The sequence below is a fragment of the Pseudomonas sp. RC2C2 genome (assembly GCF_018390435.1).
Taxonomy (GTDB): domain Bacteria; phylum Pseudomonadota; class Gammaproteobacteria; order Pseudomonadales; family Pseudomonadaceae; genus Aquipseudomonas; species Aquipseudomonas donghuensis.
This window is the reverse complement of sequence record NZ_JAHBAX010000001.1, coordinates 2079347-2104635: the sequence shown is the minus strand read 5'-3', so window position 1 is coordinate 2104635 and position 25289 is coordinate 2079347. Positions and strand designations below refer to the sequence as shown.

The following is a 25289-nucleotide window of genomic DNA, read 5'->3' as shown; positions in this document are numbered from 1 at the left end:
TGCTTTTCGCAAGTCATGAGGTAGAACATGAGCGACGACGATCTGGAAACTGACGACCTCGAAGTAGGCGACGAAGACGAAGGTGATGAAGGCCTCGAAGCGGCAGCTGATGATGTGGCTGACGACAGCGGCGACGACAGCCCGGCACCTGTAGCCAAGGGCAAGAAGTCGGCGGCGGTCTCGGTCGACGAGATGCCGAGCATGGAAGCCAAGCAGAAGGAGCGTGATGCTCTGGCCAAGGCCATGGAAGAGTTTCTCTCCCGTGGTGGCAAGGTGCAGGAAGTGGAGGCCAACGTGGTCGCCGATCCGCCCAAGAAGCCGGACAACAAGTACGGTAGCCGCCCTATCTGAGTGGTTCCGTCAGCAAGAAAGCCCGCCGTCGCTGCGGGCTTTTTTGTGTCTGCTGTTCAGCGCCAGCTGTTGAGCAGTTCCGGCAACTGCGACAGCCGCTGGATTTCCGCATCAGGGCGGTTCTCGGCTGCCCAGGCCTTGCCCTGGGGGTTGAACCAGATCGCCCGCAGGCCGGCGCGCTGGGCCCCGGCAATGTCATCGCCGGGGTGATCGCCGATGTGTACCGCCGCATCAGCGTCGACTTCGCCCTGGCGCAGGGCCTCGAGGAAGGGTTGCGGGTCGGGCTTGCCTATCCCTAGGTCTTCGGCGCACAGGGCAAACTTGAAGTAATCGGCCAGGCCCAGGCGGCGCACATCGGCGTTGCCGTTGGTGACCACGCCCAGCGTGTAGCTGTGACGCAGGATCTCCAGCACCGGCTGCACCTCGGGGAAGATGTCGATCTGGTGGCGGGCGTGGAGGAACACTTCGAAGCCTTCGTTGGCCAGCTCACGGGCCTTGTTCTCGCTGTAGCCGACCTCTTCCAGGGCGCGGAACAGCACGCGCCGGCGCAAGGCGCTGATGCGGTGCTTGAGCCCAGGCTCAGCCTGCACCAGGCGCTCACGGATGGCGTACAGGTGCTCCACGGGTACTGCGCCAAGGTCCGGCGCATTGGCGGCCAGCCAGTCGCGCAGGATAGCCTCGGCGCTGACGATCACCGGCGCGGTGTCCCACAGGGTGTCGTCGAGGTCGAAGGTGATCAGCTTGATGCTCATGAGTCACTGCCCTTACTGCGTTTGGCCCGGGGGTGGGCGCTGTCATACACGGCGGCCAGGTGCTGGAAGTCCAGGTGAGTGTAGATCTGCGTGGTGGCGATGTCGGCATGGCCGAGCATCTCTTGTACGGCGCGCAGGTCCTGGGACGATTCCAGCAGATGGCTGGCGAAGGAGTGTCGCAACATGTGCGGGTGCAGGTTCTGGCCCAGCTCGCGGGCGCCAGCGGCCTGTACTCGCAGCTGAATGGCCCGTGGGCCGAGGCGCCGGCCCTGCTGGCTGACGAACACCGCGCCGTCCTGCGGGCCGCTGCCGGCGCGCAGGGGCAGCCATTGCTCCAGTGCCTCGCGGGCCTTGCGGCCGACCGGCAGCACGCGGGTCTTGCTGCCCTTGCCATGCACCTGTACCAGGCCGTCTGGCAGGTCAAGCTGATCGAGATTGAGGTTGGTCAGCTCCGACAGGCGCAGGCCGGAGGAGTAGAACAGCTCGAGCATGGCCTGGTCGCGGCGGGCGAGAAATTCATCTTCGACCGCGCCTTCCAGCAGTTGCAGGGCACGGTCGGTGTCGAGGGTCTTGGGCAGGCGCCGCTCGCCCTTGGGCGCCGACAGGCCGTTGGCCGGATCGTGGCTGCAATGGCCTTCGCGGTTGAGGTAGCGGTAGAAACCACGCACTGCCGAAAGCAGGCGGGCAAGGCTACGTGAAGACTGGCCCTGGTGATGCTGGCGGGCGATCAGTTGGCGCAGATGCTGGATCTGTAGCGCGTTCCAGCTGTCGATACCGCTCTTGGCGCAGAACGCCAGGACACTCTCCAGGTCGCGTCGGTAGGCCAGCTGGGTGTGTTCGGACACTTGGCGCTCGTTGCGCAAGTGCGCGCAGAAGGCCTCCAGCTGGCGCTCCACTAGCGCACCGGACGCAGGGTCTGGGTATGGCGCGGCACTACTCGGCCGAGCACTTCGGCGATGTAGCTGAGGAACAGGGTGCCGACCGTGCTCTTGTAATGCTGCGGGTCGCGGCTACCGATCGCCAGTACGCCGTGCAGGCCCTGATGATTGAGGGTGGCGACGGCGCTGGAGCCGACTTCCTTGCGCTGCTCTTCGCCGAACAGGAAGTCCAGCTCATGATCGCGCAGGTTACCGCTGACCGTCTTACCGGCACACAACAGGCCGCCAATGGCTTGCTGGGCGTCGGCGCTGTTGACCCAGCGACCGACCGGCGCGGCGGTTTCACCGAACAGGATCAGGCTGACGAAGGGCACCTTGAACTCCTGGCGCAGGCTGTCTTCGACGGCCATGACCACGTTTTCCAGGCTGTCGGCATCGAGCAGGTCGAGGATCAGCCGGCGGGTCTTGTCGAACAGCCGGTCGTTGTCGCGGGCCACGTCCATCAGTTGCGAAAGGCGGTGACGCATCTCGATATTGCGGTCGCGCAGCAGCTTGAGCTGGCGCTCGACCAGCGACACGCTATCGCCACGCTGATGGGGGATGTGCAGCTCGCTGAGCAGCTCGTCGTGCTCGGCAAAGAACGTCGGGTTGTCGCGCAGGTAGGCAACCACGGCCTCAGCCCCGAGGGTGGGCGTCGAGCCCTCGGCACTAAGGTCGCAGGGCTGTTCGGCGGGAGCCTGGGGCTGATCGGTCATGGCTGGTACTCACTCATAGACGAACCTGTCCTTCAAACACGCGTACGGCGGGGCCGGTCATCAGCACCGGTGTGCCCGGGCCTGCCCATTCGATGGACAGGCGCCCACCCGGCAGGTCGATCAACAGCGGTGAGTCCATCCAGCCCTGGCTGATCGCCGCCACGGCTGCGGCGCAGGCGCCGGTTCCGCAGGCCTGGGTTTCGCCAGCGCCACGTTCCCACACCCGCAGTTGCGCGCGGTGGCGGTCGATGACCTGGATGAAGCCGACATTGACCCGCTGCGGGAAGCGCGGGTGATGTTCGATCTGCGGGCCCAGCTCGTGCACCGGGGCGGCGTTGATGTCGTCGACCCGCAGTACCGCATGGGGGTTGCCCATCGATACGGCGAAGAGTTCCACGTTGCGCCCGGCGACCTCGAGCGGGTAACTCAGGGCCTGGGCCGGCGCCTCGAACGGGATCTCGGCCGGCACCAGCCGCGGTGGGCCCATGTCGACGCTGATCTGCCCGTCGTTGCGCACGTCGAGCTCGATGATGCCGCCCTTGGTTTCGACGCGGATGCGTTTTTTCGCGGTCAGGCGCTTGTCCAGCACGAAGCGCGCAAAGCAGCGCGCACCGTTGCCGCACTGTTCGACCTCGGAGCCGTCGGCGTTGAAGATCCGGTAGCGAAAATCCACTTCCGGATTGCTTGGCGCCTCGACGATCAGCAGCTGGTCGAAGCCGATGCCGGTGTGGCGGTCGCCCCATTGCTTGGCGTGCTTGGGCAAAATGTGCGCATGCTGGCTGACCAGGTCGAGGACCATGAAGTCGTTGCCCAGCCCATGCATCTTGGTAAAACGCAGCAGCATGGGGTTACTCCGGCAGCAGGCTTTCGCCGGCGAACAACTCGGCCACGGTTTCGCGACGACGCACTTCGAAGGCCTGGTCACCATCGACCAGCACTTCGGCACAACGACCACGGGTGTTGTAGTTCGAGCTCATGACGAAACCATAGGCGCCCGCCGAGTGCACCGCCAGCAAATCGCCTTCGGCCAGGTTCAGTTCGCGCTCTTTGGCGAGGAAGTCGCCGGTTTCGCAGATCGGCCCGACGATGTCGTAGGTACGGCCTTCACCGGCACGCGGCTGCACGGCGGTGACGTTCATCCAGGCCTGGTACAGGGCTGGGCGGATCAGGTCGTTCATCGCCGCATCGACGATGGCGAAATCCTTGTGCTCGGTGTGCTTGAGGTACTCGACCTGGGTCAGCAGCACGCCGGCGTTGGCAACGATGTAGCGGCCCGGCTCGAACACCAGGGCCAGGTCGCGATCACCGACCCGCTCGCGGATGGCCTTGATGTAGTCGCCGGCCAGTGGCGGCTCTTCGTCGCGATAGCGCACGCCGACGCCGCCACCCAGGTCCAGGTGGCGCAGGAGGATGCCGCAGTCGCCGAGGCGGTCGATCAGCGCCAGCAGGCGGTCGAGGGCATCGAGGAAGGGTTCCAGGGTGGTCAGCTGCGAGCCGATATGGCAGTCGACGCCGACCACTTCCAGGTTTGGCAACTGCGCGGCGCGGATGTACACCTCTTCGGCATCGGCGATGGCGATACCGAACTTGTTTTCTTTCAGGCCCGTGGAGATGTACGGGTGGGTGCCGGCATCGACGTCCGGGTTGACCCGCAACGAAACCGGCGCGCGTACGCCCATTTCGGCAGCCACGACCTGCAGGCGTTCGAGCTCGTCGGTGGATTCGACGTTGAAGCAGTGCACGCCGACTTCCAGGGCGCGGCGCATGTCTTCACGGGTCTTGCCGACGCCGGAGAACACCACGCGATCGGCCCGACCGCCAGCGGCCAGGACACGCTCCAGCTCACCGCCGGAAACGATGTCGAAACCTGCACCCAGGCGGGCCAGCAGGTTCAGCACGCCGAGGTTGGAGTTGGCCTTGACGGCGAAGCACACCAGGTGCGAAACACCCTCCAGGGCATCGGCGTAGCTACGGTACTGGGCCTCGATGTGGGCGCGCGAGTAGACGTAGGTCGGCGTGCCGAAACGTTCGGCGATGGCCGACAGGGCCACGCCTTCCGCGAACAGTTCACCGTCGCGGTAGTTGAAAGCGTCCATGGGTTACCCTTACTGGTGCTTGTGCGATTGCGACTTTTGACCGTCTTTGCTGTCGTCTGGCAGGTACAGCGGGCCCTTCTGGCCGCAGGCGGAGACGAGGCAGGCAACCGCGACGAGCGCCGCGAGGGTGGAGATCAGGCGCTTCATGGCGTAATCCTTTGTAATAAGCAGTATTGCGCCCGAGTATACCGAGCGCCCGGCCCCTTGCCTATGCAGGCAGCCCGCCGTCGGGCGGGGTGGTGGCTGCGCTGCCTGGCGCAGGTCGGTATCCTTTGCATTCGGCGCGCCGCGCTCGTATCTTGCCCGGCTTGCGTGTGTGCAGACATTTTTGAGGTTCTTGCAATGAGTTTGACCGAAGCGCGTTTTCACGACCTGGTCGACGCGACCCAACAGGCGCTGGAAGACCTGTTCGACGAGACGGACCTGGATCTGGACATGGAGAACTCGGCAGGGGTCCTGACCATCAAGTTCGACAACGGCAGCCAACTGATCTTCAGCCGCCAGGAGCCGCTGCGCCAGCTGTGGCTGGCGGACAAATCCGGTGGTTTCCACTTCGACTACGATGAGTCGAGCGGCAAGTGGACCTGCGAAAAGACCGAAGAGCTGCTCGGTGAGATGCTTGAGCGCATCGTCTGGGAGCGGATCGGTGAAAAGCTCGATTTCGACGAAATCTGATGAGCAGCGCGCCCAAGCCGGCCAAGCCGCTCTACAGCAATGTCAGCCCGGCGGTGCCGTCGCCGTGCATCAGCACCTGCCGGCTGGATGAGCACAAGGTCTGCATCGGCTGCTTTCGCCATGTCGAGGACATTCGCCAGTGGCGTGCGGCCGACGATGAGCAGCGCCGGCAGATCTGCCGCGAGGCGCTGGCGCGTCGACAGCTGGCCGGGTCGGCATAGACCCTGCGGGTATTGTGTATTTACTTGGCTGTGGTAGTGTCGAACCTGTTTCGGCTGTGCCGAATTCCTGCAAACCCCGCCCTTGGGCGGGGTTTTGCTTTATATCGCCCAGAAAAAGGAGTCTGACCGGATCATGAGCACCAAGCCTTCCATTATCGTCACCCGATTGGACGTACAGCGTCTCGAGCGTCTTATCGAAAGCCTCGATGAGAAGACGCAGGAGTCGCCGGGTGTGCTCGCCTTGCAGGACGAGCTGGACCGCGCCGAACAGGTCGGTCACGAGGAAGTTCCGGCCGGTGTCGTGACCATGAACTCCCGGGTTCATTGCCGCGAAGAAGCCAGCGGCAAGGACTACCACCTGACTTTGGTCTATCCGAAAGACGCCAATGCCGACGAAGGCAAGATCTCCATCCTCGCCCCGATCGGCAGCGCGCTGCTGGGCTTGTCGGTAGGTGAGCAGATCGACTGGCCGGCCCCGGGCGGCAAGACCCTCAAGCTGAAACTGCTCGAAGTCGAGTACCAGCCAGAAGCCGCTGGCAACTTCGACCTCTGAGCCTCAAGCCTGCGCCAGGGCCTCGTTGAGCGCCCGCTCCAGTTCACCCTTGTAGCGCAGGTAGAGGATGCTTGAGCCCAGGCCGTCGGCCAGCAGGCCCGACAGGTCCAGGTCGGTGATATAGCAGCGGTAGCGCTCGGCCTCGCGGCGCTGATCGATGATCTCGCGGGCGACCACCGCATACAGTTGGTCGCCATGCTCGAGCTGGGAAAACTCCCGCTGATTGCAGTACAGCGTTACTTGTACGTCGTCGCTGGCGCCGGCTTGTAAAATTGCCTGCACTTCGTAGTACGGCCGGTCGATGGCCTTGACCTCGACCTGGCGCGCTTCCACCTGGCGGACCTTGCCAGGGCCTGACGGCAACAATTGGTAATAAAGAATATCCAGTGAGCCTTGGGCCTGCAGGCTGTCCAGGGGCAGCCGTGCTTCGCGGCGAAACACGATCGATTGCAAAAAGCGCTGCAGGGGCAGCAACAGGCTGTTTTCATCGTGGAACGGCAGGCGTTGCTGCCACAGGGCATTGTGCTCATCGAGCACGTAGACATCGGCGAAGGCCTCTTGCACCCGATAGAACAGCTGGATGCATTGCGGTTGGCCCAAGGGTAGTACCTGCGCCAGGTCCAGCTCCTGCAGGGCGTTGGCGTCCAGGTGCAGGGGGCTGTAATCGCTGCGTTCTTCGCCGAGGTAGCGCAGTACTGCGTCCTGATCGTCGAGGGTCACCAGGTTCACGGCGCCAGGGTGCAGCTCCAGCACATGGGTGTGCTGCTCAACCTGCAACAGGTAGCGATGGTTGAGGTTCTGCGCCAGCAGCCCCTGGGTGGTGGCGAATACGTCTTCGACCCGCAGGGCAATGGCCTGGGCACGGTTGTGGCAGAAGCAGCGCACCCGCAGCCGAGGGATGTGCTCGCTGCCCAGACCATTGAGGTAATCACGCAGGCAGCGCAACAGCGCATGTCCGCCGTCGTAGCGGTGCACCTGCACTTCGTTCCAGCTGTTGAGCGTGACCTGGTCGAGGGTCAGCACCAGGTTTTCGCGCACCCCGGCATAGCTCAGCGAGTCGGTGCGTTCGGTGGTCATCAGGATGTTCAGGTCGCGGTGGTGTTGCAGCGGGTCGACGCCGACGTTGACCAACAGCAGGATCTCGTCGGCCACACTGGGCTGCAGCAGGCGCTGTTCGCTGACCAGCGACAACGGCAGGGCGACGCTCTGTTGCAGGCTGCCGAGCAGGTTGAACAGCTCGTACTCGCTCAGGTCGCTGCTGCCCGGGTGCAGGGCCAGGCGCGTGCTGCTGTCGATCACGCCGTTGCGGTGGGCCCAGGTCAGCAGCTCAAGCAGCTCGCGGCAACGCTTGATCGGAGCAAAATGCTCCCACTCGTGTACGCCCAGGTTGCCGTTGTACAGGCCCCAGTGGTGTTGCCCGGGCTCCTTGCGGTTGGGTGACTGGACCAGGGTCAGGGTATCTTCGGCCAAGTCCGGGGCGATTCCCGGGTTGATGAACTCGACCTTGCCGGCGCGCCGTTCGAAAGCGGCATACAGGCGCCGGCCGAGCACGCTGAGGTCGCGCTGGTCGATGCGGCTGATGGCGTTCTGGCTGCGGGCAAACTGGCAGAGGAAGCGGTAGCTGTAGTTCAGCTCGGCCACCAGCTCGCGGCGCTCGAGCGCCACCTGGCGGACTTTCCACTGGCTGCGGCTGTCGAGCAGCGTCAGTTGACGCTCGTCCCAGCCCCATTCCCGGCTCAGCCGTTGCAGCAGCTCGCGCTGCCAACTGGTGCTGCGCGAGCGGGCCAGGCCGCTGAGCTTCTTGTTGACCTTCAGGTACAGGCTGCGCCGCACCAGCTCCAGCCGCTCACGTTCGCCCCGGCCTTGCAGGTACTGCTCGATGCGCCGGTAGACCATCATGTAGGGGTCGAGCTCGTCGAGGTCGAGGTGATTGCTGAACACCGCCTGCTTGAACTGCAGGCTCAGGCACTGCACCTGTGGGTGTTCACTGGCATAGACCTCGGTCAGCAGCAGCTTGAGCACCGACTTGTAGGGCGACTCAATGCCCTTGAACAGCTGCCAGAGACCGGCGCCGACGAACTCGCCTGGCGGGATGTGCGCCAGGTGGCCGAGGTCGAGGTTGTCTTCGGCACGCACGAAGCGTTTGCACAGCAGGGTCTCGATGTATTGCCGGTAGCGTGTTTCTTCGTAGACCGGTACCAGCCACCACAAGGGCGTGCGCCCGGCGAGCCAGATGGCGGTGCGGTAGAACTCGTCGAGCAGCAGGTAATGCTGGGTGGTGCCGCAGTCGTCGGAGCTGAGCTGGCCGTCGCGTTCGCCCTGGACGAAGCTCTGCGGCTCGATCAAGAACAGGTGGGCCTCGGCGCCCTGGCTGGCCGCCCAGATTTCCAGCAACAGGCACTTCTTGCGCAGCTCTGCCAGCTCGCTTTCGCTGAGGTCGGCGGCGTGGCAGACCCAGACGTCCATGTCGCTTTGCTCGGCCTGGGCCAGGGTGCCCAGGCTGCCCATCAGGTACAGCCCGTGAATCGGCTGGGGCGGGTTGCCGCGCCGGGCCTTGTACGAGAACGAGCGGGTCAGGCGCTGGGCTTCGGCCAGCAGTGGGGCATCAGGCTCGAAATTGGCGACGCCCGCCGGTGTGTTGCCGGATACATAACCGGGCAGCAGCGGGTGATTGACGTGCAAGAACAGCGGCAGCAGGGTCAGCACCTGCTGTTGCCGGCTCGACAGCCCGTCCATGGCCCGCCCCAGGCGCCCCTGGTTGAGCGTCAGGAAACGTTGGCGCAGCTGGCTGAGCACCTTGCGGTCAATGCCCTGATCGAGGTCGGGGCGAATTTCGTGGGGGTGGTTCATGGCGAGCTGAAACCGGCCGTCTAGGGAGCAATGGCGAGTTTAAGCTATTTTAATTTTGACGCCATTTTATTAGCGATGGTGTGGAGACGACCGATAGCAAGGCCAGCCCCCACTGTGGGAGCCGGCGTTGCCGGCGATGGACTGCAAGGCAGTCCCGATCAGGCAGGTTCGGCGACTTTCAGAATGTTCAGCAACACCTGCACGTTCTCGGCAGCATCGTGACCAAGGCTGGTCAGGTAACCGCCATCGGGCTGGTCAGTGAGCTTTTTCTCGTACAGACGACGCGCTGCAGCGATTACCTCCTTGGAGGCAGTGTTATGAACCTTGATACCTTCCTGGCTGCTATCCAGGTTGAACAAGGCAAGGACTTCCAGCTCGGCAATCAGTTCGGGGGTAAACGACATAGAGACTCCGACTTCCAGACAAGGAGGGCAGCACCGTCGCCGGTGCCTGGTTTTGCAGTGTAGTCAGGGAAATCCTGCTTTGCTTCAGACCTTTTCCGGCGGCAGCTCGGGCAGGGCGCGCAAGGCGGTTTCGTACCATTCGGTGTTGAACGCGCGGTCGTCTTCGAGCATCGCGTCAATCTCGTAGGCCAGCACATGGGCCATGAGGTTGAGGATGTCGTCACGCTCGTAACCCACCAGGGTCAACTTGTTGAACGTGGCTTTGGCCGCTGGCGGGTTGTCGCTTTCGATCTGGTTCTCGATCGCTTCGATCAGGGTCGACTCGGCGAACTCTTCTTCGTCGTTGTCGATATCGGTTGGTTCGCTCATGGGCGCTTTCCTCTTTTGGGGTGCCCAGTTTGCCACGAGCCGGGCACCGATGCCTTGCTATCGACAGACTCCATGATGCTGGTCAGTACCCGGCACTTGGGTCTATAACAACCCGGCCAACCCCTTTACGGCCTGGAGGCTGTTTCATGCTCAAGCTTCATGGATTTTCGGTCAGCAACTACTACAACATGGCCAAACTGGCGCTGCTGGAAAAGGGCGTGCCGTTTGAAGAAGTGCTGTTTTTCGGCGGCCAGAGCCCCGAAGCGCTGAAGCTCAGCCCGCGCGGCAAGGTGCCGGTGCTGGAGACCGAAGAGGGCTTTATCAGCGAAACCAACCTGATCCTCGACTACATCGAGCGGACCCAGCCGGGCAAGGCGCTATTGCCTGAAGGGGTTTTTGCCCAGGCCAAGGTGCACGAGCTGGCCAAGGAGATCGAGCTGTACATCGAGCTGCCTGCCCGCGCCTGCTACCCCGAAGCATTTTTCGGCGCACGGGTCGATGACGCCATCAAGGCCAAGGCCAAGGCCGAATTGCTGGCCGGTATCGCCACCCTCAAGCGCAATGGCAAGTTCAGCCCATTTGTGGCCGGCGACAGCCTGACCCTCGCCGACATACTGTTCTGCTTTAGCGTCGACCTGGCCTATGCCGTGGGCAAGAAGGTCTTCGCCATCGACGTGCTGGAAGACTTTCCGCAAGCGCGTGAGCTGTTGGAGCGCTTCAAGCACAACCCGAACGTGCAGAGAATTGCCGCCGACAAGGAAGCGCAGATGCCTGCTTTTCTGGAGATGGTGCGCTCAAGCAAGCCTTGAAGGCCAAGTGCTGCCACCCAGTCAGAACTGGCCGGGCAGCAGCACGCGACAGGGCTTAGCGCGCGGCGAGCAGCGCCTTGCCGCGGGCTACGGCAGCGCGTACTTGCGCAGGCGCAGTACCGCCGATGTGGTCACGGGCGTTGACTGACCCTTCGAGGGTCAGGACGGCGAACACGTCCTGTTCGATCTGGTCGCTGAACTGGCGCAGCTCGTCCAGGCTCATTTCGGCCAGGTCCTTGCCGGTATCGACACCGTATTTCACCGCGTGGCCGACGATTTCGTGGCAGTCACGGAACGGCAGGCCACGGCGTACCAGGTAGTCGGCCAGGTCGGTGGCGGTGCTGAAGCCGCGCAGGGCTGCTTCACGCATGGTGGCGTGACGCGGCTTGATCGCCGGGATCATGTCGGCAAAGGCGCGCAGCGAGTCGCGCAAGGTGTCGGCGGCGTCGAACAGCGGCTCCTTGTCTTCCTGGTTGTCCTTGTTGTAGGCCAGTGGCTGGCCTTTCATCAGGGTCAGCAGGCCGGTGAGGGCGCCGAACACGCGGCCGGTCTTGCCGCGCACCAGCTCCGGCACGTCCGGGTTCTTTTTCTGCGGCATGATCGAACTGCCGGTGCAGAAGCGATCAGGCAGGTCGATGAACTGGAACTGGGCGCTGGTCCACAGCACCAACTCTTCGGAGAAGCGCGACAGGTGCATCATCGCCACGCTGGCGGCCGCGCAGAATTCAATGGCGAAGTCGCGATCAGAGACACCGTCGAGCGAGTTGCCGGCTACTGCTTCGAAGCCCAGCAGCTGGCAGGTCAGTTCGCGGTCGATCGGGTAGGTGGTGCCGGCCAGTGCGGCGCTGCCCAGGGGCATGCGGTTGGTGCGCTTGCGGCAGTCGACCAGGCGCTCGTAGTCGCGGCTGAGCATTTCGAACCAGGCCAGCAGGTGGTGGCCGAAGGTCACCGGCTGGGCGGTCTGCAGGTGGGTGAAGCCGGGCATGACGGTTTCGGCTTCGCGCTCGGCCTGCTCCAGCAGGCCCTGCTGCAGGCGGGTGATCTCGGCCAGGATCAGGTCGATTTCGTCACGCAGCCACAGGCGGATATCGGTTGCGACCTGATCGTTGCGGCTGCGGCCGGTGTGCAGCTTTTTACCGGTGATGCCGATGCGGTCGGTCAGGCGTGCCTCGATGTTCATGTGCACGTCTTCAAGGTCGACGCGCCAATCGAAGTTGCCGGCCTCGATGTCGCCCTGGATGGTCTTCAGGCCGTCGATGATGGTGTCGCGCTCGGCGTCGGTGAGGACGCCGACCTTCGCCAGCATGGTGGCGTGGGCGATCGAACCCATGATGTCGTGGCGGTACAGGCGCTGGTCGAAATTGACGGAGGCGGTGAAGCGGGCGACGAAGGCGTCGACGGGCTCACTGAAGCGGCCGCCCCAGGACTGATTGGTCTTGTCGGTGCTCATGGATTCACTCGTTGAAGGCGTGAACGGAAAAAGTGCTGCCGATCATAGCAGGATTGGCGGCCCTGCCGGAGTGCGGCGGTCGGCGTAAATGCGGGTTTATGTCGCAGCACAGGCCCGCGACAGCGCGCTTGCAACAGGATATTTATCGATTGAACGGCAGTGTTGCGGCAACCGTCTACAGTTGGACAGAGGCTCGGCATGTTTCCTGCCGGGCCAGTGAATCTTTAGCCATCGTGCGAGTCTGAGCGTGGATCGCCGTGACGGTCGTCACCTCACCTGTCTACGCTATCCTTGTGCGAGACTCACGCAGGAATCCAGCGCAATATGAATGTCCTGATCGTTGATGACGAACCCCAAGCCCGGGAACGCCTGAGCCGACTGCTCGGCGAACTGGAGGGCTATACTGTGCTGGAGCCCAGCGCCACCAATGGCGAAGAGGCTCTGGCCCTGATTGACAGCCTCAAGCCCGAGGTCGTCCTGCTCGACATCCGCATGCCGGGGCTCGATGGCCTGCAGGTCGCTGCGCGGCTGTGCGAGCGCGAAGCACCGCCTGCAGTGGTGTTTTGTACCGGTGACCATGAGTTCACCGTCGAATCGTTCAAGGACAGCACCTTGGGCTATGTGCTCAAGCCGGTGCAGCCCGATAGCCTGCGTGACGCCTTGAAAAGGGCCGAACGCCCCAACCGCGTGCAGTTGGCGGCGCTGACCCGGCCGGCGGCCGAGAGTGGCAGCGGGCCGCGCAGCCATATCAGTGCCCGCACGCGCAAAGGCATTGAATTGATCCCCCTCGACCAGGTGATCTATTTCATCGCCGATCATAAATACGTGACCCTGCGGCACGAATCTGGCGAAGTGCTGCTCGACGAGCCACTCAAGGCTCTGGAAGACGAGTTCGGCGAGCGTTTTGTCCGTATTCACCGTAACGCGCTGGTCGCCCGTAACCGCATCGAGCGCTTGCAACGCACGCCGCTTGGGCATTTCCAGCTGTTTCTCAAGGGCCTCAATGGCGATGCCCTGATCGTCAGCCGCCGGCATGTGGCCGGTGTACGCAAGATGATGCAGCAACTGTAAGGGCGAGGACTATCGAGCAGTCGAGGGCCAGGGATGGTCGGCACCTAGCATGATTTAGATCTGCTAGCGGTCTGGACTGAGCTGTTATCATCGGGCGAATCTATCTCGTACGGATCGTTCCATGTCCACTCGCGAAATCCGCATTGCCACCCGCAAAAGTGCCCTGGCCCTGTGGCAGGCCGAATATGTCAAAGCCCGTCTGGAGCAGGCCCATCCTGGCCTGGTCGTGACCCTGGTGCCGATGGTCAGCCGTGGCGACAAGTTGCTCGACTCGCCGCTGTCGAAAATCGGCGGCAAGGGCCTGTTCGTCAAGGAACTGGAAACCGCGCTGCTGGAGAACCAGGCCGACATCGCCGTGCATTCGATGAAAGACGTGCCGATGGACTTCCCGGCAGGCCTGGGCCTGTTCTGCATCTGTGAACGCGAAGATCCGCGCGATGCCTTTGTTTCCAACACCTTTGACAGCCTCGAGGCGCTGCCGGCCGGCAGTATCGTCGGTACCTCCAGCCTGCGCCGCCAGGCCCAGTTGCTGAGCCGTCGCCCCGACCTCGAAATCCGCTTCTTGCGTGGCAACGTCAACACCCGCCTGGCCAAGCTCGATGCCGGTGAGTACGACGCCATCATCCTCGCCGCCGCCGGCCTGATCCGTCTGGGGTTTGAAGATCGCATCACCTCCAGTATCAGCGTTGACGACAGCCTGCCCGCAGGCGGCCAGGGCGCAGTGGGCATCGAGTGCCGCAGCGCCGACAGCGAAATCCATGCGCTGCTGGCTCCGTTGCATCACGTCGACACCGCTGACCGGGTTACTGCCGAGCGCGCCCTGAACAAGCACCTCAACGGTGGCTGCCAAGTACCGATTGCCTGTTATGCGGTGCTGGAAGGCGATCAGCTCTGGTTGCGCGGGCTGGTGGGCGAGCCCGCCGGTGGCAAGTTGCTCACCGCCCAGGCCCGCGCGCCGCGCAAGGATGCCGAAGCGCTTGGCATCAAGGTCGCCGAAGACCTGCTCGGGCAAGGTGCCGAGGAAATTCTCAAGGCGGTCTACGGCGAGGCCGGGCATCCGTGAGCCGCTGGCGCCTGCTGCTGACCCGGCCGGCAGAAGAATGCACGGCGCTGGCCCAGACGCTTGCCGAACAGGGGGTGTTCAGCAGCAGCCTGCCGTTGCTGGAAATCGAGCCGCTGGCGCTGACGCCAGCGCAGCTTGGCCAGGTGCAAACGCTCGATCAGTACTGCGCGGTGATTGTCGTCAGCAAGCCAGCTGCGCGCTTGGCTATAGAACAGCTGAATGTGCACTGGCCGCAGCCCCCCGCGCAGGCCTGGTTTACCGTCGGCGCAGCCACTGCGCAGATTCTTGACGACCATGGCCTCAATGTCAGTTATCCAGCCCAAGGCGACGACAGCGAAGCATTGCTGCAGCTGCCGGCGTTGAGCGAAGCGATCAGGCGCTCACAGCCACGGGTGTTGATCATCCGCGGCGAGGGGGGGCGTGAATTGCTCGCTGAGCGCTTGGCCGCATTGGGTGCCCGTGTCGATTACCTTGAGTTGTATCGCCGCTACTTGCCGCATTACCCTGAGGCCACCCTGGCCCGGCGTATTGCCGGGGAACGCCTGAATGGCCTGGTGGTCAGCAGTGGGCAGGGTTTTGAACACTTGCGCGAGCTGGCAGGTGCAGACTGGCCGCAGTTGGTGCAACTACCGTTGTTCGTGCCCAGCCCGCGGGTAGCGGAACTCGCCCGCGCCAGTGGCGCACAGAATGTAGTGGATTGCCGTGGTGCAAGCGCCGCGGCTTTGCTGGCAACATTGCAGGAAACTCCTGCACCAGCCCCCTAAGGCGCTAAGCTGATTGGCGACGTGCCGTAATGCAAAGGATGGATACGTGAGCGAAACTGTCTTGCCCAACGATGAACTGAAGGCCCCAGAGGCTCCTGCACAAACCCCCGTCGAACCGGCCAAGCGGTCCGGCAATGGTCTGGCAATCCTGGCCTTGCTGCTGGGCGCGGCAGGTGTCGCAGTTGGCGGGTGGGGCGTATGGCAGGTTCGCCAGCTCCAGAGCGCCGAGCAGGGCCAGGCACAGAACCTGCAGTCCCTGAGCGAGCAAACCCAGGCCCTGCAGCAGCGTGAACAGCAACTTTCTGCGCAGTTGGCCGTTCTGCCGCCCGCATCCGAACTGGAAGACCGTCGGCGTCTGGTCGCTCAACTGCAGGGTGACCAGCAACGCTTGAGCCAGCGCCTGGAGACCATCCTTGGCGCCAGCCGCAAGGACTGGCGCCTGGCCGAAGCCGAGCATCTGCTGCGCCTGGCCAGCCTGCGCTTGTCCGCCTTGCAGGACATCGTCAGCGCGCGTGAACTGGTCAAGGGCGCTGATGACATCCTCCGTGAACAGAGCGACCCGGGCTCCTTTGCCGCCCGTGAGCAACTGGCCAAGAGCCTGGCTACGCTCAACAGCGTCCAGCAGCCCGATCGCACCGGCTTGTTCCTGAAGCTCGCGGCCCAGCGTGAGCAAGTGCTGCAGCTCAGTGCCCAGACACCGGAATTCAACAGCGATGCCAATGCGCTGGGTGCCTTGACCGCCGATGGCGATGGCGCCAGTCGCTGGTCACAATGGTGGGCGGAGCTGTCCAAGTACTTCCAGATCGAATTTGACGCCGACGAAAACATCCGGCCATTGCTGGCGGGGCAGTCGCTCAACCAGTTGCGCCTGGCCCTGAGCCTGACCATCGAGCAAGCCCAGTGGGCCGCACTCAATGGCGAAGCCAAGGTGTACACCCAGGCCCTGGATGACGCCCGCAGTGTGCTGCTGGCCAACTTCAACGCCGACAACCCACAGAGCAAGGCCATGCTCGATAGCCTCAACGCGCTGGCTGAACAGCCGGTCGCGGTGGTGGTGCCGGACCTGGCGGACAGTATCAGTGCCGTTCAGGCCTACCTGGAACGCCGGCACTTGCCGGTCGAGGAGGCCAAGCCATGAGGCGCGTTTACCTGCTGGCGGTGGTGGCGATTATCGTTGCTGCCGGGCTCGGGATCGCGATTGCCAAGCACAGCGGCTATGTGCAGATCGCCTACGGCAGCTTTCGCTATCAATCGGGCCTGTGGGCAGCGCTGGCGGCCCTGACCGCGATTATCCTGGCCGTGCTGCTGGTGCGCTACCTGGTCGGCCTGGTGCTGACATCCGGCGGGGTGGTCAACCCCTGGTCGCGGCGTAATCGCAGCCGTCGCACCCAACTGGCCATCGAGCAGGGCCAACTGGACCTCGCCGAGGGCCGCTGGGCCAGTGCCCAGCGTCACCTGCACCGGGCTGCCGAAGCCGAGCGTCAACCCTTGCTGTATTACCTCGGTGCCGCGCGTGCAGCCAACGAACTGGGCCGAACCGAAGACAGCGACAACTTGCTCGAGCGCGCCCTGGAGCGTCAGCCCGAGGCGGAGCTGGCCATCGCCCTGAGTCACGCCCAGTTGCAGATGGACCGTGGTGACAGCGATGCGGCCCTGATTACCCTGCAGGCCATGCAAGAGCGCCATCCGCATAACGTTCAGGTACTGCGCCTGTTGCAGCGCCTGTATCGCGAGCGTGGCGACTGGTCGGCGCTGATTCGCCTGCTGCCGGAGCTACGCAAGGACAAGGTGCTGCCGGTGAGTGAACTGGCCGAGTTGGAGCGCCGAGCCTGGGGTGAGAACCTGAGCCTGGCCGCCAGCCGTGAAGGCGATGAACAGACAGCTCGTCAATCCCTTGAGCGCGCCTGGCAGCAGCTTACCGCTGCGCAGCGCCAGGAGCCGCAGTTGGTGCTGGCCTATGCCGAGCAACTGCGCCAGCTGGGTGCAGAGAGCGAAGCCGAACAGGCCCTGCGCACGGCGCTCAAGCGCCAGTACGAAAGCCATCTGGCTCGGCTTTATGGGCTGGTGCGCGGTGGCGACCTGGCACGGCAGCTGCAAACCGCAGAAGGCTGGCTCAAGGAACATCCCGACGATCCCAGTCTGCTCCTGACCCTGGGCCGGCTAAGCCTGCAGAATCGCCTTTGGGGCAAAGCGCGGGATTATCTGGAAAGCAGCCTGCGGGTGCAGCGCAATCCCGAAGCCTGTGCCGAACTTGCCCGGTTGTTGGCCAGCTTGGGTGATGCCGAACGCAGCAATCAGCTATTCCAGGAAGGCCTGGGTATGCTTGATCAGCGGTTGCTGGCGTTGCCACTGCCTGAGGCTGTTCGAGCTTGATGTACCCATGGGCGCACCGCAAATCGCGCGCTCATGGGCTTGAGTCATCTTTCTGCGCCTTGCTGGTAAATTTTCCTGCAAATTGCTAAGCATTTTTCTTGCGGCACTCGGGATGCTTCCCTTGTCGATCAGCGACTTGTCCCGACTGTCTTGCCTTGATACAAGCCGCGCCTTTCCTCTACCGTTATTGCCTGTCTATCCCGCTTCTGGACTCGCCATGCTGTTGGCCCGCTTGCGTACATTGTTCTTTCCGGCGTTGCTGGCATCGGTGCTGGTCCAGGCGGCCGCTTTCTATCTGGAGTTCGGCTTGGGCCTGGTACCATGCCCGTTGTGCTACAGCCAGCGCTTGTTTTTGGGGGCTTTTGCCTTGGTCTGCCTGTGTGCGTTGGTGCATTCGCCGGGGCGTCTCGGCACCCGCGTCTATGCTGCCCTGGCGCTGTTCTGTGCGACAGGCGGGGCATTGCTGGCGGCCCGGCATGTCTGGCTGCAGGGCAATCCGGCGTTGTCGAGCATCGAGTGCCAGCCGGCTTTCGATTACGTGATCGAGAGCATGCCCATGGTCCAGGTGATCAAGGTGATGGTGATCGGCAGTGCTGACTGCGTGCCAATCAACTGGAGCTTCCTGGACCTTACCCTGCCCGAGTGGAGCCTGTTGTCCTTCGTGTTGCTGGCGACTTTGCCGATCGTTCGCCTGCTCGGTCGCGGCTGCCCGCTGTTCAGTCGGGCAGGTAAAAGCTGAGGCGGTTTTTTAACGGTGCAAGCGACCGACGGCAAAGAATGGTCGGATTAAACGCTTGTATGAACATTGTCGTCTGCGTACCTTGAAGGCAAGGGCGCACGGGAATAATCTCCCTGCACGCATACCGAAAACACAGCTGCTCGATGCCGCTCTGCTGACTTCACCTTTGCTCTGCACATTTGCGGCGCGGGGGCAGGGGCATTACCCAGAAGGGAAGAGATCGCCATGCTAGATAGTTGTCAGAATGCTCAGGAACGCTGGGGTGGGGTTCATAAGCTCATTGACCGCTGGTTGGACGAGCGTGCAGAGCTGGTGAAGGCTTTCCGCGAGCTGCGTGATGCCAAGCCGGCCTTTGCCGACAAGGACAAGAGCCGGGACTTCTGTGCGGTGCTGATCGACTACGTGTCAGCCTGGCATTTTGAAGTGAGCGAGCAACTGGTCAGCGAAGCCAAGGCGTTTGGTGACACTCGCGGGCTGGAGCTGGCCAAGCAGATCAGCCCTCGCATCGACGCCATCACCGAAATCGCTTCGGCGTTCAACGATCATTGCGACAAGGGCAACTGTAACGACCCTGAACGTTTCGCGGAAAAGCTAGGCAAGCTCGGCAGCTTGTTGCACGAGCGTTTCGAGCTCGAAGACTGCCTGATCGAAGTGCTGCACACCGCGCACAGCGAAGAAGGCGCGGTCCAGGCCTGACGGTGCTGCCGACCCTCAGTCGGCAACCCCGAGCAACTCGATTTCGAACACCAGTGGCGTATAGGGCGCAATCAGGTCGCCCGCGCCTTCGGCGCCGTAAGCCTGCGCCGAAGGGATCACCAATCGCCACTTAGATCCTGTCGCCATCTGCGGCAATGCGACTTGCCATCCCTCGATCACACTGTCCAGATTGAACCATTGCGCTTGCTGGTTCTGATCGAACACTGTGCCATCCGGCAACTTGCCAACATAGCGAACCTGGACTTTGCCACCCGCTTTTGGCTTGCTTCCAGTCCCGGCCTGCAACTCGCTGACGAGTATGCCTTCGGCCAGTTCGCGCACTCCGGCTTTAGCCCGTTCAGTGGCCAAGAACCGTTTTTCCGCTGTCAGCAATTGCTCGGTCTGTGCTTGAACCGCAGCGTCGTTGGCCTGGGCATCATGTTCGCCGAGTATTGTCGTCATGCGCTCTTTGCTCAGTGCCAATGGCTTGTTCTGATAAGCCTGGCGCAACCCTTCAATCAAGGCGTCGAGTTGCAGGCCGGGCACTTCCGTACGCAGACGCTCACCCAGGCTGGCGCCCAGGCTGTACGCCAGGTCATGGTCGCTGGCAGGTTTAGTTTCAGGCGCTGCAATTAACGAGGTCGGCAATAGCAACAGGGTAAGGATTAGATAGCGCGGCACAGGCTCGCTCCTGCTTCAGAGGAAATAAAGTATGCCAGCCTTCGCTCGTCACTTCGTGTAAATATCAGCAACACTTTGTGCAGCATCTACACTTGTTTCCAGCTGCAGCGATAACAACTTTGCCCAGGCATGCAACGCGGCGCATTTAATACTGTCAACATGCCCTAGCGGCGGTAGCAGCAGAAGCATAGTATGAGCCGCAATCTCGTCAGCCAGGAGGTAAACCATGTCGGCCAATAAGAAGCCAGTAAGTACGCCGTTGCACCTGCTCCAGCAACTCTCGGGCAGCCTGCTCGATCATTTGGAAAATGCCTGCTCGCAAGCGCTGGCTGATGCTGAAAAACTGCTCGCCAAGTTGGAAAAACAACGGGGCAAGGCGCAGGAAAAACTGCACAAGTCCCGGCTGAAACTGCAGGACGCGGCCAAGGCTGGCAAAGCCAAGGCACAGAACAAGGCCAAGTCGGCTGTGGGCGAACTGGAAAAGTTGCTCGACGAGTTGAAAGACCGTCAATCGCAAACGCGCACCTACATCCTGCAACTCAAGCGTGATGCCCAGGAAAGCCTGAAGCTGGCCCAGGGCGTTGGCAAGGTCAAGGAAGCTGCCGCCAAGGCGCTGACCCTGCGTTCGGCCAAACCTGCCGCCGCCGCTGCGGCCAAGCCCGCCGCCAAACCAGCGGCCAAGGCGCCGGCCAAAGCAGCGAGCAAACCTGCTGCCAAGCCAGCGGCCAAGCCCGCTGCTAAAGCTGCCGCTAAACCTGTGGCCAAGCCTGCGGTTAAAGCTGCCGCCAAACCAGCTGCCAAAGCACCCGCCCGTACCGCTGCCGCCAAACCTGCTGCCGCCAAGCCTGTGGCCAAGCCTGCTGCCAAAGCACCTGCCAAGCCTGCTGCCAAAGCGCCTGCCAAACCAGCCGCTAAAACTGCAGCGGCAAAACCTGCAGCCAAGCCTGCGGCCAAACCGGCAGCAGCGAAAGCGCCAGCCAAACCAGCGGCCAAACCTGCCGCGGCAAAACCCGCTGCCAAGCCACCGGCCAAGCCTGCTGCTGCGAAAGCGCCGGCCAAACCTGCTGCAAAACCTGCAGCCAAGCCAGCCGCTGCCAAACCAGCGCAGCCAGCCGCCGCCAAGCCTGCGACTCCAGCAGCACCGGCAGCACCAGCCGCTGCCCCGTCGCCTGCACCAGCAGCTTCGGCAGCACCGGCTACTCAGACCCCGTCTTCGGCGTCCTGAGTCGTCAGCATCACGACGCGCAGCGCGTGCAGCGCGTCGTGATGCGCACCGGCGCCTTTGGGTGCCAGCCAGCTTATCCAGTCCAATCCCGTTTCGGGCGTCGCTGCCCAGTCCTTGCAAATACCCTCGAGACGCTCCAGCAGGACGCGTTCAGCCGCTAACTCCAAGCCTTTGACCTGCTCACGCAGACCCGCCAATTGCGCGTCTTGGGAAGCCTTGTCGCGCCAGGCCTGGCGCAGCGTGCGTAACGGTTTCACTACATCGGTTTGCCAGGCATCGGCCAATTCAGCGAGCTGTCGTGCCCGCTGTTCGTTCGGGGCTATGCCGCGCGCACTGAGCCACATGCCGCACAGCAGCAGGCAGACGTCGCCACCCAGGTCCTGCCATTGCAGGCAGGCAGCCTCCACGCCTGGTCGGGCGTAAAGTTGCAGGGCAAAATTCCACAGGTCGGTGTGCATGGTCCCACTCGCGCCAGTTGCCGACGAAGCTGGTAGACTCCGCGGCCATTATGATCAGACTATCGAACCTCACTTTACAGCGTGGTCCGCAGCGCCTGCTAGAAGGCGCCGAGATGACCCTGCACGCCGGTCAGAAAGCCGGCCTCATCGGTGCCAACGGTGCCGGTAAATCCAGCCTGTTTGCCTTGCTGCGTGGCGAGTTGACGCCCGACTCCGGCGACTGTCAGCTGCCGGCGGACTGGCGCATTGCGCACATGCGCCAGGAGGTCGACACCCTCGAGCGCCTGGCGGTTGATTATGTGCTCGACGGTGATGCCCGCTTGCGCAAGGTCCAGGCCGACCTGGCCGCTGCCGAAGCCGCCCACGACGGCACCGCACTGGCACGCCTGCACATCGAACTCGACAGCGCCGACGGTTATACCGCCGACGCTCGGGCGCGCAAGTTGCTGGCGGGCCTGGGCTTTACCAACGAGCAGATGGACCGCCGGGTAGGCGACTTCTCCGGTGGCTGGCGGATGCGCCTTAACCTGGCCCAGGCACTGATGTGCCCGTCCGACCTGCTGTTGCTCGACGAGCCGACCAACCACCTGGATCTGGACGCCATTCTCTGGCTGGAAGACTGGCTCAAGGGCTACCCGGGCACGCTGCTGCTGATTTCCCACGACCGGGACTTTCTCGACGCGGTGGTCGATCATGTCGCCCACGTCGAGCAGTGCAAGCTGACCCTCTACCGCGGCGGCTACACCGCCTTCGAGCGCACTCGCGCCGAGCGCCTGGCGCAGCAGCAACAGGCCTACGAGAAGCAGCAGGCCCAGCGCGCGCACATGGAAAAATACATCGCCCGGTTCAAGGCCCAGGCCACCAAGGCCCGTCAGGCGCAGAGCCGGATCAAGGCCCTGGAGCGCATGGAAGAGCTGTCGGCGGCCCATGTCGATTCACCGTTCGACTTCGTCTTCCGCGAGTCGGAGAAAATCTCCAGCCCGCTGCTCGATCTGTCCGACGGCCGTTTGGGCTATGGCGACAAGACCATCCTCGAGAAGGTCAAGCTGCAGCTCACCCCCGGTGCGCGGATCGGCCTGCTTGGCCCCAACGGTGCCGGCAAGTCGACCCTGATCAAGAACCTCGCCGGTGAACTGGAGCCGCTGAGCGGGCGCCTGGTGCGCGGCGAGAACCTGTCGGTGGGCTACTTCGCCCAGCACCAGCTCGACTCGCTGGACAACAAGGCCAGCCCGTTGCTGCATCTGCAACGCCTGGCACCGACCGAGCGCGAGCAGACCCTGCGTGACTTCCTCGGTGGTTTCGACTTCCGTGGCGGGCGCATCGACGAGCCGGTGGTGAATTTCTCCGGTGGCGAAAAAGCCCGTCTGGCCCTGGCCCTGATTGCCTGGGAGCGGCCGAACCTGTTGCTGCTCGACGAACCGACCAACCACCTGGACCTGGAAATGCGCCTGGCGCTGACCATGGCCCTGCAGGAGTTCAGCGGTGCGGTGCTAGTGGTCTCCCACGACCGGCACCTGCTCAAGAGCACCACCGATGATTTCCTCCTGGTAGCCGACGGCAAAGTCGAAACCTTCGACGGCGATCTGGACGATTACACCCGCTGGCTGGTCGAATACCGTCAGCGCAACGCACCGGTCAGCAGCGCCCCGGTCAATGCCGACAAGACCGACAAGAAGGCCCAGCGCCAGGCGGCGGCAGCCCTGCGCCAGCAGTTGGCACCGCACAAGCGCGAAGCCGACAAGCTTGAACGCGAGTTGGGCAGCGTGCATGAGCAACTGGCCAAGGTCGATACCAGCCTGGGTGACAGTGCCCTTTATGAGGCGGCGCGCAAGGACGAATTGCGTGACTTGCTGGCCCAGCAGGCCAAGCTCAAGGTCCGTGAAGGGGAGCTGGAAGAAGCCTGGATGGTCGCCCTGGAGACGCTCGAGAGCATGCAGGCGGAGCTGGAGGCGATGTCCTGATGGAATCCTTGCAATGGCCATTGCCGGTGGAATGGATCGCACCGTTCTGGCTGGGTTTGCAGATCCTGCTGATCCTCTCGGCGGCCTTCATCCTGCAGCGCGTGGTTGCGCGCTGCCTCAAGCGCCTGGGCGAGCGCTACCCGTTGCCACCCGAGTTGCTGATGCCGCTGCGTGGTGGCTTGCGCTGGCTGATCATGGGCAGCGCGCTGATCTTCGTGCTCGAGCGCCTGGGTGTTTCTGCCACAGTGCTGTGGACCGCCTTGTCCGGTTTCGTCGCCGTGGCGGCGGTGGCCTTCTTTGCCATGTGGAGCGTGCTGTCGAACCTGCTCTGCGCGGTACTGATCTTTACCGTCGGACCGTTTCGCATCGGTGATGTGGTCGAGTTGGTCGAAACTATCGACAAGCCGGGCGTGAAGGGCCGTGTGGTGGCGATCAACCTGTTGTTCACCACCCTGATCGAGCTGCCGGAAACGGGTGGCGCGCTGGTGCAGGTGCCCAACAGCCAGTTCTTCCAGAAGTCGGTACGACGCTGGCGTGGCGCCGAAGTGCTGCCGCTGGTGAGTGAGAGCAAAACCCCGGGCAATTGATCGGTCGCAGAAAAAAATCGTGGTGATTTTTTCGCCAGGGCACTAGCTTAGAGGTTTGTAACAAGTCAGTGCCGAGGTGCGCGATGTCATTGGAAACGTGGTTGGCATTTTTTGCCGCTTGCTGGGTGATCAGTCTGTCGCCGGGTGCCGGGGCCATTGCCTCGATGTCCTGTGGCCTGCAATACGGTTTCTGGCGCGGCTACTGGAACGCGCTAGGCCTGCAGCTGGGCCTGGTGCTGCAGATTGCGATCATTGCCGCCGGCGTGGGTGCCATCCTCGCGGCTTCGGCCACTGCCTTCCAGGTCATCAAGTGGTTTGGTGTGGCTTACCTGGTCTACCTGGCGGTTAAGCAGTGGCGTGCGCTGCCGGCTGACATCACCGACGATTCCGCCGTACGACCGATCGGCAAGCCGCTGAGCCTGGTGTTCCGTGGCTTTCTGGTCAACGTCAGCAACCCCAAGGCGCTGATCTTCATGCTCGCGGTGCTGCCGCAGTTCATCAACCCGCATGCCGCGCTGCTGCCGCAGTACCTGATCATTACGCTGACCATGGTCACGGTCGACCTGATGGTCATGGCCGGGTATACCGGGCTCGCTGCCAAGGTGTTGCGCTTGTTGCGTACGCCCAAGCAACAGCGGCGGATGAACCGGACCTTTGCTGGGTTGTTCCTGGGCGCGGCTACGTTGCTGGCGAGTATTCGCCGGGCACCGGTGTAGGAACCTATCGCAGACAAAAAAGGCGACCCGAAGGTCGCCTTTTTTGTGTCTCAACGCAGGATCTGCGCCGGCTCATCAGGCGGCAGGTTGTTGCGCGCTGGCGCACGTTCGTGCCCCGGTACGCTACCACCCAGTTGCTCGGCCATCTGCCGGGCAACGTCCATCCCCAGTTCCTTCGACACCTCACGCACCACCCGTGGGCGGTTCAGGGTCACGCGCACATCCTGGCTGTTGACCAGCTTGGTGTCCTGGCCTTCGCCCATGGCGGTGAACGCCGAGGTGATCTCGTAGGTCTTGGTGTTGATCAGGCTGAAATCGGCCACCAGGCTCAGGCCAAGGATGGCCGAATAGCTATTGGTGTTGTCCAGCGAGGTAATGTCGCGCTGGAAGTCGATATCCGACAAAGTGCCGAACAGCACATAGTCGGCGCCCTTGAAGTTGCCGTTCTTGATGCGCCGGATCACGTCATACACGTCGCCTTTGGCATCGGCGGTGTAGGGCGTGCCCTGAACCAGCTGGAACATCCCGGACTTGAGAATCTCGCCCTTGATGTCGCCAGTGAACTTGCGCAGTTCAGTCTGCTCGATGTAGCTGTCGCGGCTCTCGTACTCGCTGTAGCTCGACGAGCCACTGGCGTGGTACATGCTCGCCTGGCCACTGCTTTGCGCCGAGACCGTGTGGATGTACTGCTCCACACGCTCCTGGTAGGCGAGGTCGGTCACCGCGACCTTGGGGGCCGCTTGCACGCTGAACGCGCAAGCCAGGCCCAGGATGCTCATCCATGCACGCATT

At 63.1% G+C, this 25289-nt stretch carries 29 protein-coding genes and 1 pseudogene; 17 read left to right on the top strand and 13 right to left on the bottom strand.

Going from position 1 to position 25289, the window contains the following annotated elements:
- Positions 1-27 precede the first annotated feature (27 nt).
- Positions 28-351, top strand: a complete 324-nt coding sequence (sutA, locus tag KHO53_RS09775) for a dormancy-specific transcriptional regulator SutA (protein WP_115084719.1) — start codon at positions 28-30, stop codon at positions 349-351.
- Positions 352-407: 56 nt separating this feature from the next.
- Here sutA and KHO53_RS09770 read toward each other — a convergent pair whose 3' ends face one another.
- From KHO53_RS09770 to lptM, 6 genes are read right to left on the bottom strand one after another with little or no spacing between them, the layout of a single operon-like run.
- Entirely contained in the window at positions 408-1103 is a 696-nt protein-coding gene (locus KHO53_RS09770) for an HAD family hydrolase (RefSeq protein WP_036994874.1), read from the bottom strand.
- Positions 1100-1999 (bottom strand): tyrosine recombinase XerC, encoded by a 900-nt coding sequence (gene xerC / locus KHO53_RS09765; protein ID WP_010221121.1) that lies wholly within the window; start codon positions 1997-1999, stop codon positions 1100-1102. Before xerC ends, KHO53_RS09770 begins: the two co-directional genes overlap by 4 nt.
- Positions 1999-2736, bottom strand: a complete 738-nt coding sequence (locus KHO53_RS09760) for a DUF484 family protein (protein WP_010221122.1) — start codon at positions 2734-2736, stop codon at positions 1999-2001. Before KHO53_RS09760 ends, xerC begins: the two co-directional genes overlap by 1 nt.
- Before the next feature lie 13 nt (positions 2737-2749).
- Positions 2750-3580, bottom strand: a complete 831-nt coding sequence (dapF, locus tag KHO53_RS09755; RefSeq protein ID WP_010221123.1) for a diaminopimelate epimerase — start codon at positions 3578-3580, stop codon at positions 2750-2752.
- 4 nt (positions 3581-3584) lie between these two features.
- Positions 3585-4832: a diaminopimelate decarboxylase gene (gene lysA, locus KHO53_RS09750; protein ID WP_010221124.1), complete on the bottom strand. Its 1248-nt coding sequence runs from the start codon at positions 4830-4832 to the stop codon at positions 3585-3587.
- A gap of 9 nt (positions 4833-4841) precedes the next feature.
- Positions 4842-4979, bottom strand: coding sequence for an LPS translocon maturation chaperone LptM (gene lptM, locus KHO53_RS09745; protein WP_010221125.1), 138 nt, complete (start codon positions 4977-4979; stop codon positions 4842-4844).
- 195 nt (positions 4980-5174) lie between these two features.
- Here lptM and cyaY point away from each other — a divergent pair, with 195 nt between their 5' ends.
- The 3 genes from cyaY (at position 5175) to rnk (ending at position 6281) form a co-directional block, all read left to right on the top strand.
- Positions 5175-5507, top strand: a complete 333-nt coding sequence (gene cyaY / locus KHO53_RS09740; protein WP_159389322.1) for an iron donor protein CyaY — start codon at positions 5175-5177, stop codon at positions 5505-5507.
- On the top strand, positions 5507-5728 hold the full coding sequence (locus KHO53_RS09735; RefSeq protein WP_036994880.1) for a DUF1289 domain-containing protein: 222 nt from the start codon (positions 5507-5509) through the stop codon (positions 5726-5728). Before cyaY ends, KHO53_RS09735 begins: the two co-directional genes overlap by 1 nt.
- A gap of 133 nt (positions 5729-5861) precedes the next feature.
- A complete protein-coding gene (rnk, locus tag KHO53_RS09730) occupies positions 5862-6281 on the top strand; it encodes a nucleoside diphosphate kinase regulator (protein ID WP_213570253.1) in 420 nt (139 codons plus the stop codon).
- A 3-nt stretch (positions 6282-6284) separates the two neighbouring features.
- Here the strand turns inward: rnk and KHO53_RS09725 are convergent, their stop codons facing one another.
- From KHO53_RS09725 to KHO53_RS09715, 3 genes are all read right to left on the bottom strand, one after another.
- Positions 6285-9131, bottom strand: coding sequence for a class I adenylate cyclase (locus KHO53_RS09725; protein WP_010221129.1), 2847 nt, complete (start codon positions 9129-9131; stop codon positions 6285-6287).
- 158 nt (positions 9132-9289) lie between these two features.
- Complete coding sequence (locus KHO53_RS09720) at positions 9290-9535, bottom strand: TIGR02647 family protein (RefSeq protein ID WP_213570252.1); 246 nt, start codon at positions 9533-9535, stop codon at positions 9290-9292.
- A gap of 84 nt (positions 9536-9619) precedes the next feature.
- Complete coding sequence (locus KHO53_RS09715) at positions 9620-9904, bottom strand: hypothetical protein (protein ID WP_213570251.1); 285 nt, start codon at positions 9902-9904, stop codon at positions 9620-9622.
- 146 nt (positions 9905-10050) lie between these two features.
- Here KHO53_RS09715 and KHO53_RS09710 point away from each other — a divergent pair, with 146 nt between their 5' ends.
- Entirely contained in the window at positions 10051-10713 is a 663-nt protein-coding gene (locus tag KHO53_RS09710) for a glutathione S-transferase family protein (RefSeq protein ID WP_010221132.1), read from the top strand.
- Between the two features lie 55 nt (positions 10714-10768).
- Here the strand turns inward: KHO53_RS09710 and argH are convergent, their stop codons facing one another.
- Positions 10769-12163 (bottom strand): argininosuccinate lyase, encoded by a 1395-nt coding sequence (gene argH / locus KHO53_RS09705; protein ID WP_213570250.1) that lies wholly within the window; start codon positions 12161-12163, stop codon positions 10769-10771.
- Positions 12164-12383: 220 nt separating this feature from the next.
- Here argH and KHO53_RS09700 point away from each other — a divergent pair.
- From KHO53_RS09700 to KHO53_RS09665, 8 genes and pseudogenes are all read left to right on the top strand, one after another.
- A pseudogene (locus KHO53_RS09700) lies at positions 12384-12491 on the top strand (sensor histidine kinase); the annotation flags it as partial.
- On the top strand, positions 12488-13234 hold the full coding sequence (locus KHO53_RS09695; RefSeq protein ID WP_010221134.1) for a LytR/AlgR family response regulator transcription factor: 747 nt from the start codon (positions 12488-12490) through the stop codon (positions 13232-13234). The pseudogene KHO53_RS09700 and the gene KHO53_RS09695, both read left to right, overlap by 4 nt.
- A gap of 121 nt (positions 13235-13355) precedes the next feature.
- The gene (gene hemC, locus KHO53_RS09690) at positions 13356-14297 is read left to right on the top strand and encodes a hydroxymethylbilane synthase (protein ID WP_010221135.1); all 942 of its coding nucleotides are present in this window, start codon (positions 13356-13358) and stop codon (positions 14295-14297) included.
- On the top strand, positions 14294-15061 hold the full coding sequence (locus tag KHO53_RS09685; protein WP_010221136.1) for a uroporphyrinogen-III synthase: 768 nt from the start codon (positions 14294-14296) through the stop codon (positions 15059-15061). Before hemC ends, KHO53_RS09685 begins: the two co-directional genes overlap by 4 nt.
- A gap of 46 nt (positions 15062-15107) precedes the next feature.
- Complete coding sequence (locus KHO53_RS09680) at positions 15108-16199, top strand: uroporphyrinogen-III C-methyltransferase (RefSeq protein WP_010221137.1); 1092 nt, start codon at positions 15108-15110, stop codon at positions 16197-16199.
- On the top strand, positions 16196-17434 hold the full coding sequence (locus KHO53_RS09675) for a heme biosynthesis protein HemY (RefSeq protein WP_010221138.1): 1239 nt from the start codon (positions 16196-16198) through the stop codon (positions 17432-17434). The genes KHO53_RS09680 and KHO53_RS09675 overlap by 4 nt, the downstream gene beginning before the upstream one ends.
- A gap of 217 nt (positions 17435-17651) precedes the next feature.
- The gene (locus KHO53_RS09670) at positions 17652-18173 is read left to right on the top strand and encodes a disulfide bond formation protein B (RefSeq protein ID WP_010221139.1); all 522 of its coding nucleotides are present in this window, start codon (positions 17652-17654) and stop codon (positions 18171-18173) included.
- A 225-nt stretch (positions 18174-18398) separates the two neighbouring features.
- The gene (locus KHO53_RS09665; protein ID WP_010221140.1) at positions 18399-18869 is read left to right on the top strand and encodes an Rsd/AlgQ family anti-sigma factor; all 471 of its coding nucleotides are present in this window, start codon (positions 18399-18401) and stop codon (positions 18867-18869) included.
- Positions 18870-18884: 15 nt separating this feature from the next.
- On the opposite strand, the gene KHO53_RS09660 is transcribed toward KHO53_RS09665, so the two are convergent.
- A complete protein-coding gene (locus KHO53_RS09660) occupies positions 18885-19550 on the bottom strand; it encodes an FKBP-type peptidyl-prolyl cis-trans isomerase (RefSeq protein WP_100781847.1) in 666 nt (221 codons plus the stop codon).
- Positions 19551-19776: 226 nt separating this feature from the next.
- Between KHO53_RS09660 and KHO53_RS09655 the strand changes: the two genes are divergently transcribed.
- Positions 19777-20775: an AlgP family protein gene (locus KHO53_RS09655; RefSeq protein WP_213570249.1), complete on the top strand. Its 999-nt coding sequence runs from the start codon at positions 19777-19779 to the stop codon at positions 20773-20775.
- Here the strand turns inward: KHO53_RS09655 and KHO53_RS09650 are convergent.
- Positions 20751-21233: a TIGR02444 family protein gene (locus tag KHO53_RS09650; protein ID WP_036994884.1), complete on the bottom strand. Its 483-nt coding sequence runs from the start codon at positions 21231-21233 to the stop codon at positions 20751-20753. The genes KHO53_RS09655 and KHO53_RS09650 overlap by 25 nt on opposite strands.
- A gap of 50 nt (positions 21234-21283) precedes the next feature.
- Between KHO53_RS09650 and KHO53_RS09645 the strand changes: the two genes are divergently transcribed.
- From KHO53_RS09645 to KHO53_RS09635, 3 genes are all read left to right on the top strand, one after another.
- On the top strand, positions 21284-23194 hold the full coding sequence (locus KHO53_RS09645; protein WP_213570248.1) for an ATP-binding cassette domain-containing protein: 1911 nt from the start codon (positions 21284-21286) through the stop codon (positions 23192-23194).
- Complete coding sequence (locus KHO53_RS09640; RefSeq protein WP_010221144.1) at positions 23194-23781, top strand: mechanosensitive ion channel family protein; 588 nt, start codon at positions 23194-23196, stop codon at positions 23779-23781. The genes KHO53_RS09645 and KHO53_RS09640 overlap by 1 nt, the downstream gene beginning before the upstream one ends.
- Before the next feature lie 83 nt (positions 23782-23864).
- A complete protein-coding gene (locus tag KHO53_RS09635) occupies positions 23865-24497 on the top strand; it encodes a LysE family transporter (RefSeq protein WP_010221145.1) in 633 nt (210 codons plus the stop codon).
- A gap of 50 nt (positions 24498-24547) precedes the next feature.
- Here the strand turns inward: KHO53_RS09635 and KHO53_RS09630 are convergent, their stop codons facing one another.
- On the bottom strand, positions 24548-25288 hold the full coding sequence (locus KHO53_RS09630) for a hypothetical protein (protein WP_010221146.1): 741 nt from the start codon (positions 25286-25288) through the stop codon (positions 24548-24550).
- Between the last annotated feature and the right edge of the window lies 1 nt (position 25289).

What these genes read in the sequence shown, in the direction of transcription:
- sutA (WP_115084719.1), top strand. Translation starts at nt 28, where the DNA reads ATGAGCGACGACGATCTGGAAACTGACGACCTCGAAGTAGGCGACGAA.
- KHO53_RS09670 (WP_010221139.1), top strand. Translation starts at nt 17,652, where the DNA reads ATGCTGTTGGCCCGCTTGCGTACATTGTTCTTTCCGGCGTTGCTGGCA.
- KHO53_RS09710 (WP_010221132.1), top strand. Translation starts at nt 10,051, where the DNA reads ATGCTCAAGCTTCATGGATTTTCGGTCAGCAACTACTACAACATGGCC.
- dapF (WP_010221123.1), bottom strand. Translation starts at nt 3,580, where the DNA reads ATGCTGCTGCGTTTTACCAAGATGCATGGGCTGGGCAACGACTTCATG.
- KHO53_RS09655 (WP_213570249.1), top strand. Translation starts at nt 19,777, where the DNA reads ATGTCGGCCAATAAGAAGCCAGTAAGTACGCCGTTGCACCTGCTCCAG.
- KHO53_RS09725 (WP_010221129.1), bottom strand. Translation starts at nt 9,131, where the DNA reads ATGAACCACCCCCACGAAATTCGCCCCGACCTCGATCAGGGCATTGAC.
- KHO53_RS09635 (WP_010221145.1), top strand. Translation starts at nt 23,865, where the DNA reads ATGTCATTGGAAACGTGGTTGGCATTTTTTGCCGCTTGCTGGGTGATC.
- KHO53_RS09735 (WP_036994880.1), top strand. Translation starts at nt 5,507, where the DNA reads ATGAGCAGCGCGCCCAAGCCGGCCAAGCCGCTCTACAGCAATGTCAGC.
- KHO53_RS09695 (WP_010221134.1), top strand. Translation starts at nt 12,488, where the DNA reads ATGAATGTCCTGATCGTTGATGACGAACCCCAAGCCCGGGAACGCCTG.
- KHO53_RS09760 (WP_010221122.1), bottom strand. Translation starts at nt 2,736, where the DNA reads ATGACCGATCAGCCCCAGGCTCCCGCCGAACAGCCCTGCGACCTTAGT.
- KHO53_RS09630 (WP_010221146.1), bottom strand. Translation starts at nt 25,288, where the DNA reads ATGCGTGCATGGATGAGCATCCTGGGCCTGGCTTGCGCGTTCAGCGTG.
- KHO53_RS09640 (WP_010221144.1), top strand. Translation starts at nt 23,194, where the DNA reads ATGGAATCCTTGCAATGGCCATTGCCGGTGGAATGGATCGCACCGTTC.
- rnk (WP_213570253.1), top strand. Translation starts at nt 5,862, where the DNA reads ATGAGCACCAAGCCTTCCATTATCGTCACCCGATTGGACGTACAGCGT.
- KHO53_RS09770 (WP_036994874.1), bottom strand. Translation starts at nt 1,103, where the DNA reads ATGAGCATCAAGCTGATCACCTTCGACCTCGACGACACCCTGTGGGAC.
- KHO53_RS09645 (WP_213570248.1), top strand. Translation starts at nt 21,284, where the DNA reads ATGATCAGACTATCGAACCTCACTTTACAGCGTGGTCCGCAGCGCCTG.
- lysA (WP_010221124.1), bottom strand. Translation starts at nt 4,832, where the DNA reads ATGGACGCTTTCAACTACCGCGACGGTGAACTGTTCGCGGAAGGCGTG.
- KHO53_RS09650 (WP_036994884.1), bottom strand. Translation starts at nt 21,233, where the DNA reads ATGCACACCGACCTGTGGAATTTTGCCCTGCAACTTTACGCCCGACCA.
- KHO53_RS09675 (WP_010221138.1), top strand. Translation starts at nt 16,196, where the DNA reads ATGAGGCGCGTTTACCTGCTGGCGGTGGTGGCGATTATCGTTGCTGCC.
- lptM (WP_010221125.1), bottom strand. Translation starts at nt 4,979, where the DNA reads ATGAAGCGCCTGATCTCCACCCTCGCGGCGCTCGTCGCGGTTGCCTGC.
- KHO53_RS09715 (WP_213570251.1), bottom strand. Translation starts at nt 9,904, where the DNA reads ATGAGCGAACCAACCGATATCGACAACGACGAAGAAGAGTTCGCCGAG.
- hemC (WP_010221135.1), top strand. Translation starts at nt 13,356, where the DNA reads ATGTCCACTCGCGAAATCCGCATTGCCACCCGCAAAAGTGCCCTGGCC.
- KHO53_RS09720 (WP_213570252.1), bottom strand. Translation starts at nt 9,535, where the DNA reads ATGTCGTTTACCCCCGAACTGATTGCCGAGCTGGAAGTCCTTGCCTTG.
- cyaY (WP_159389322.1), top strand. Translation starts at nt 5,175, where the DNA reads ATGAGTTTGACCGAAGCGCGTTTTCACGACCTGGTCGACGCGACCCAA.
- KHO53_RS09665 (WP_010221140.1), top strand. Translation starts at nt 18,399, where the DNA reads ATGCTAGATAGTTGTCAGAATGCTCAGGAACGCTGGGGTGGGGTTCAT.
- argH (WP_213570250.1), bottom strand. Translation starts at nt 12,163, where the DNA reads ATGAGCACCGACAAGACCAATCAGTCCTGGGGCGGCCGCTTCAGTGAG.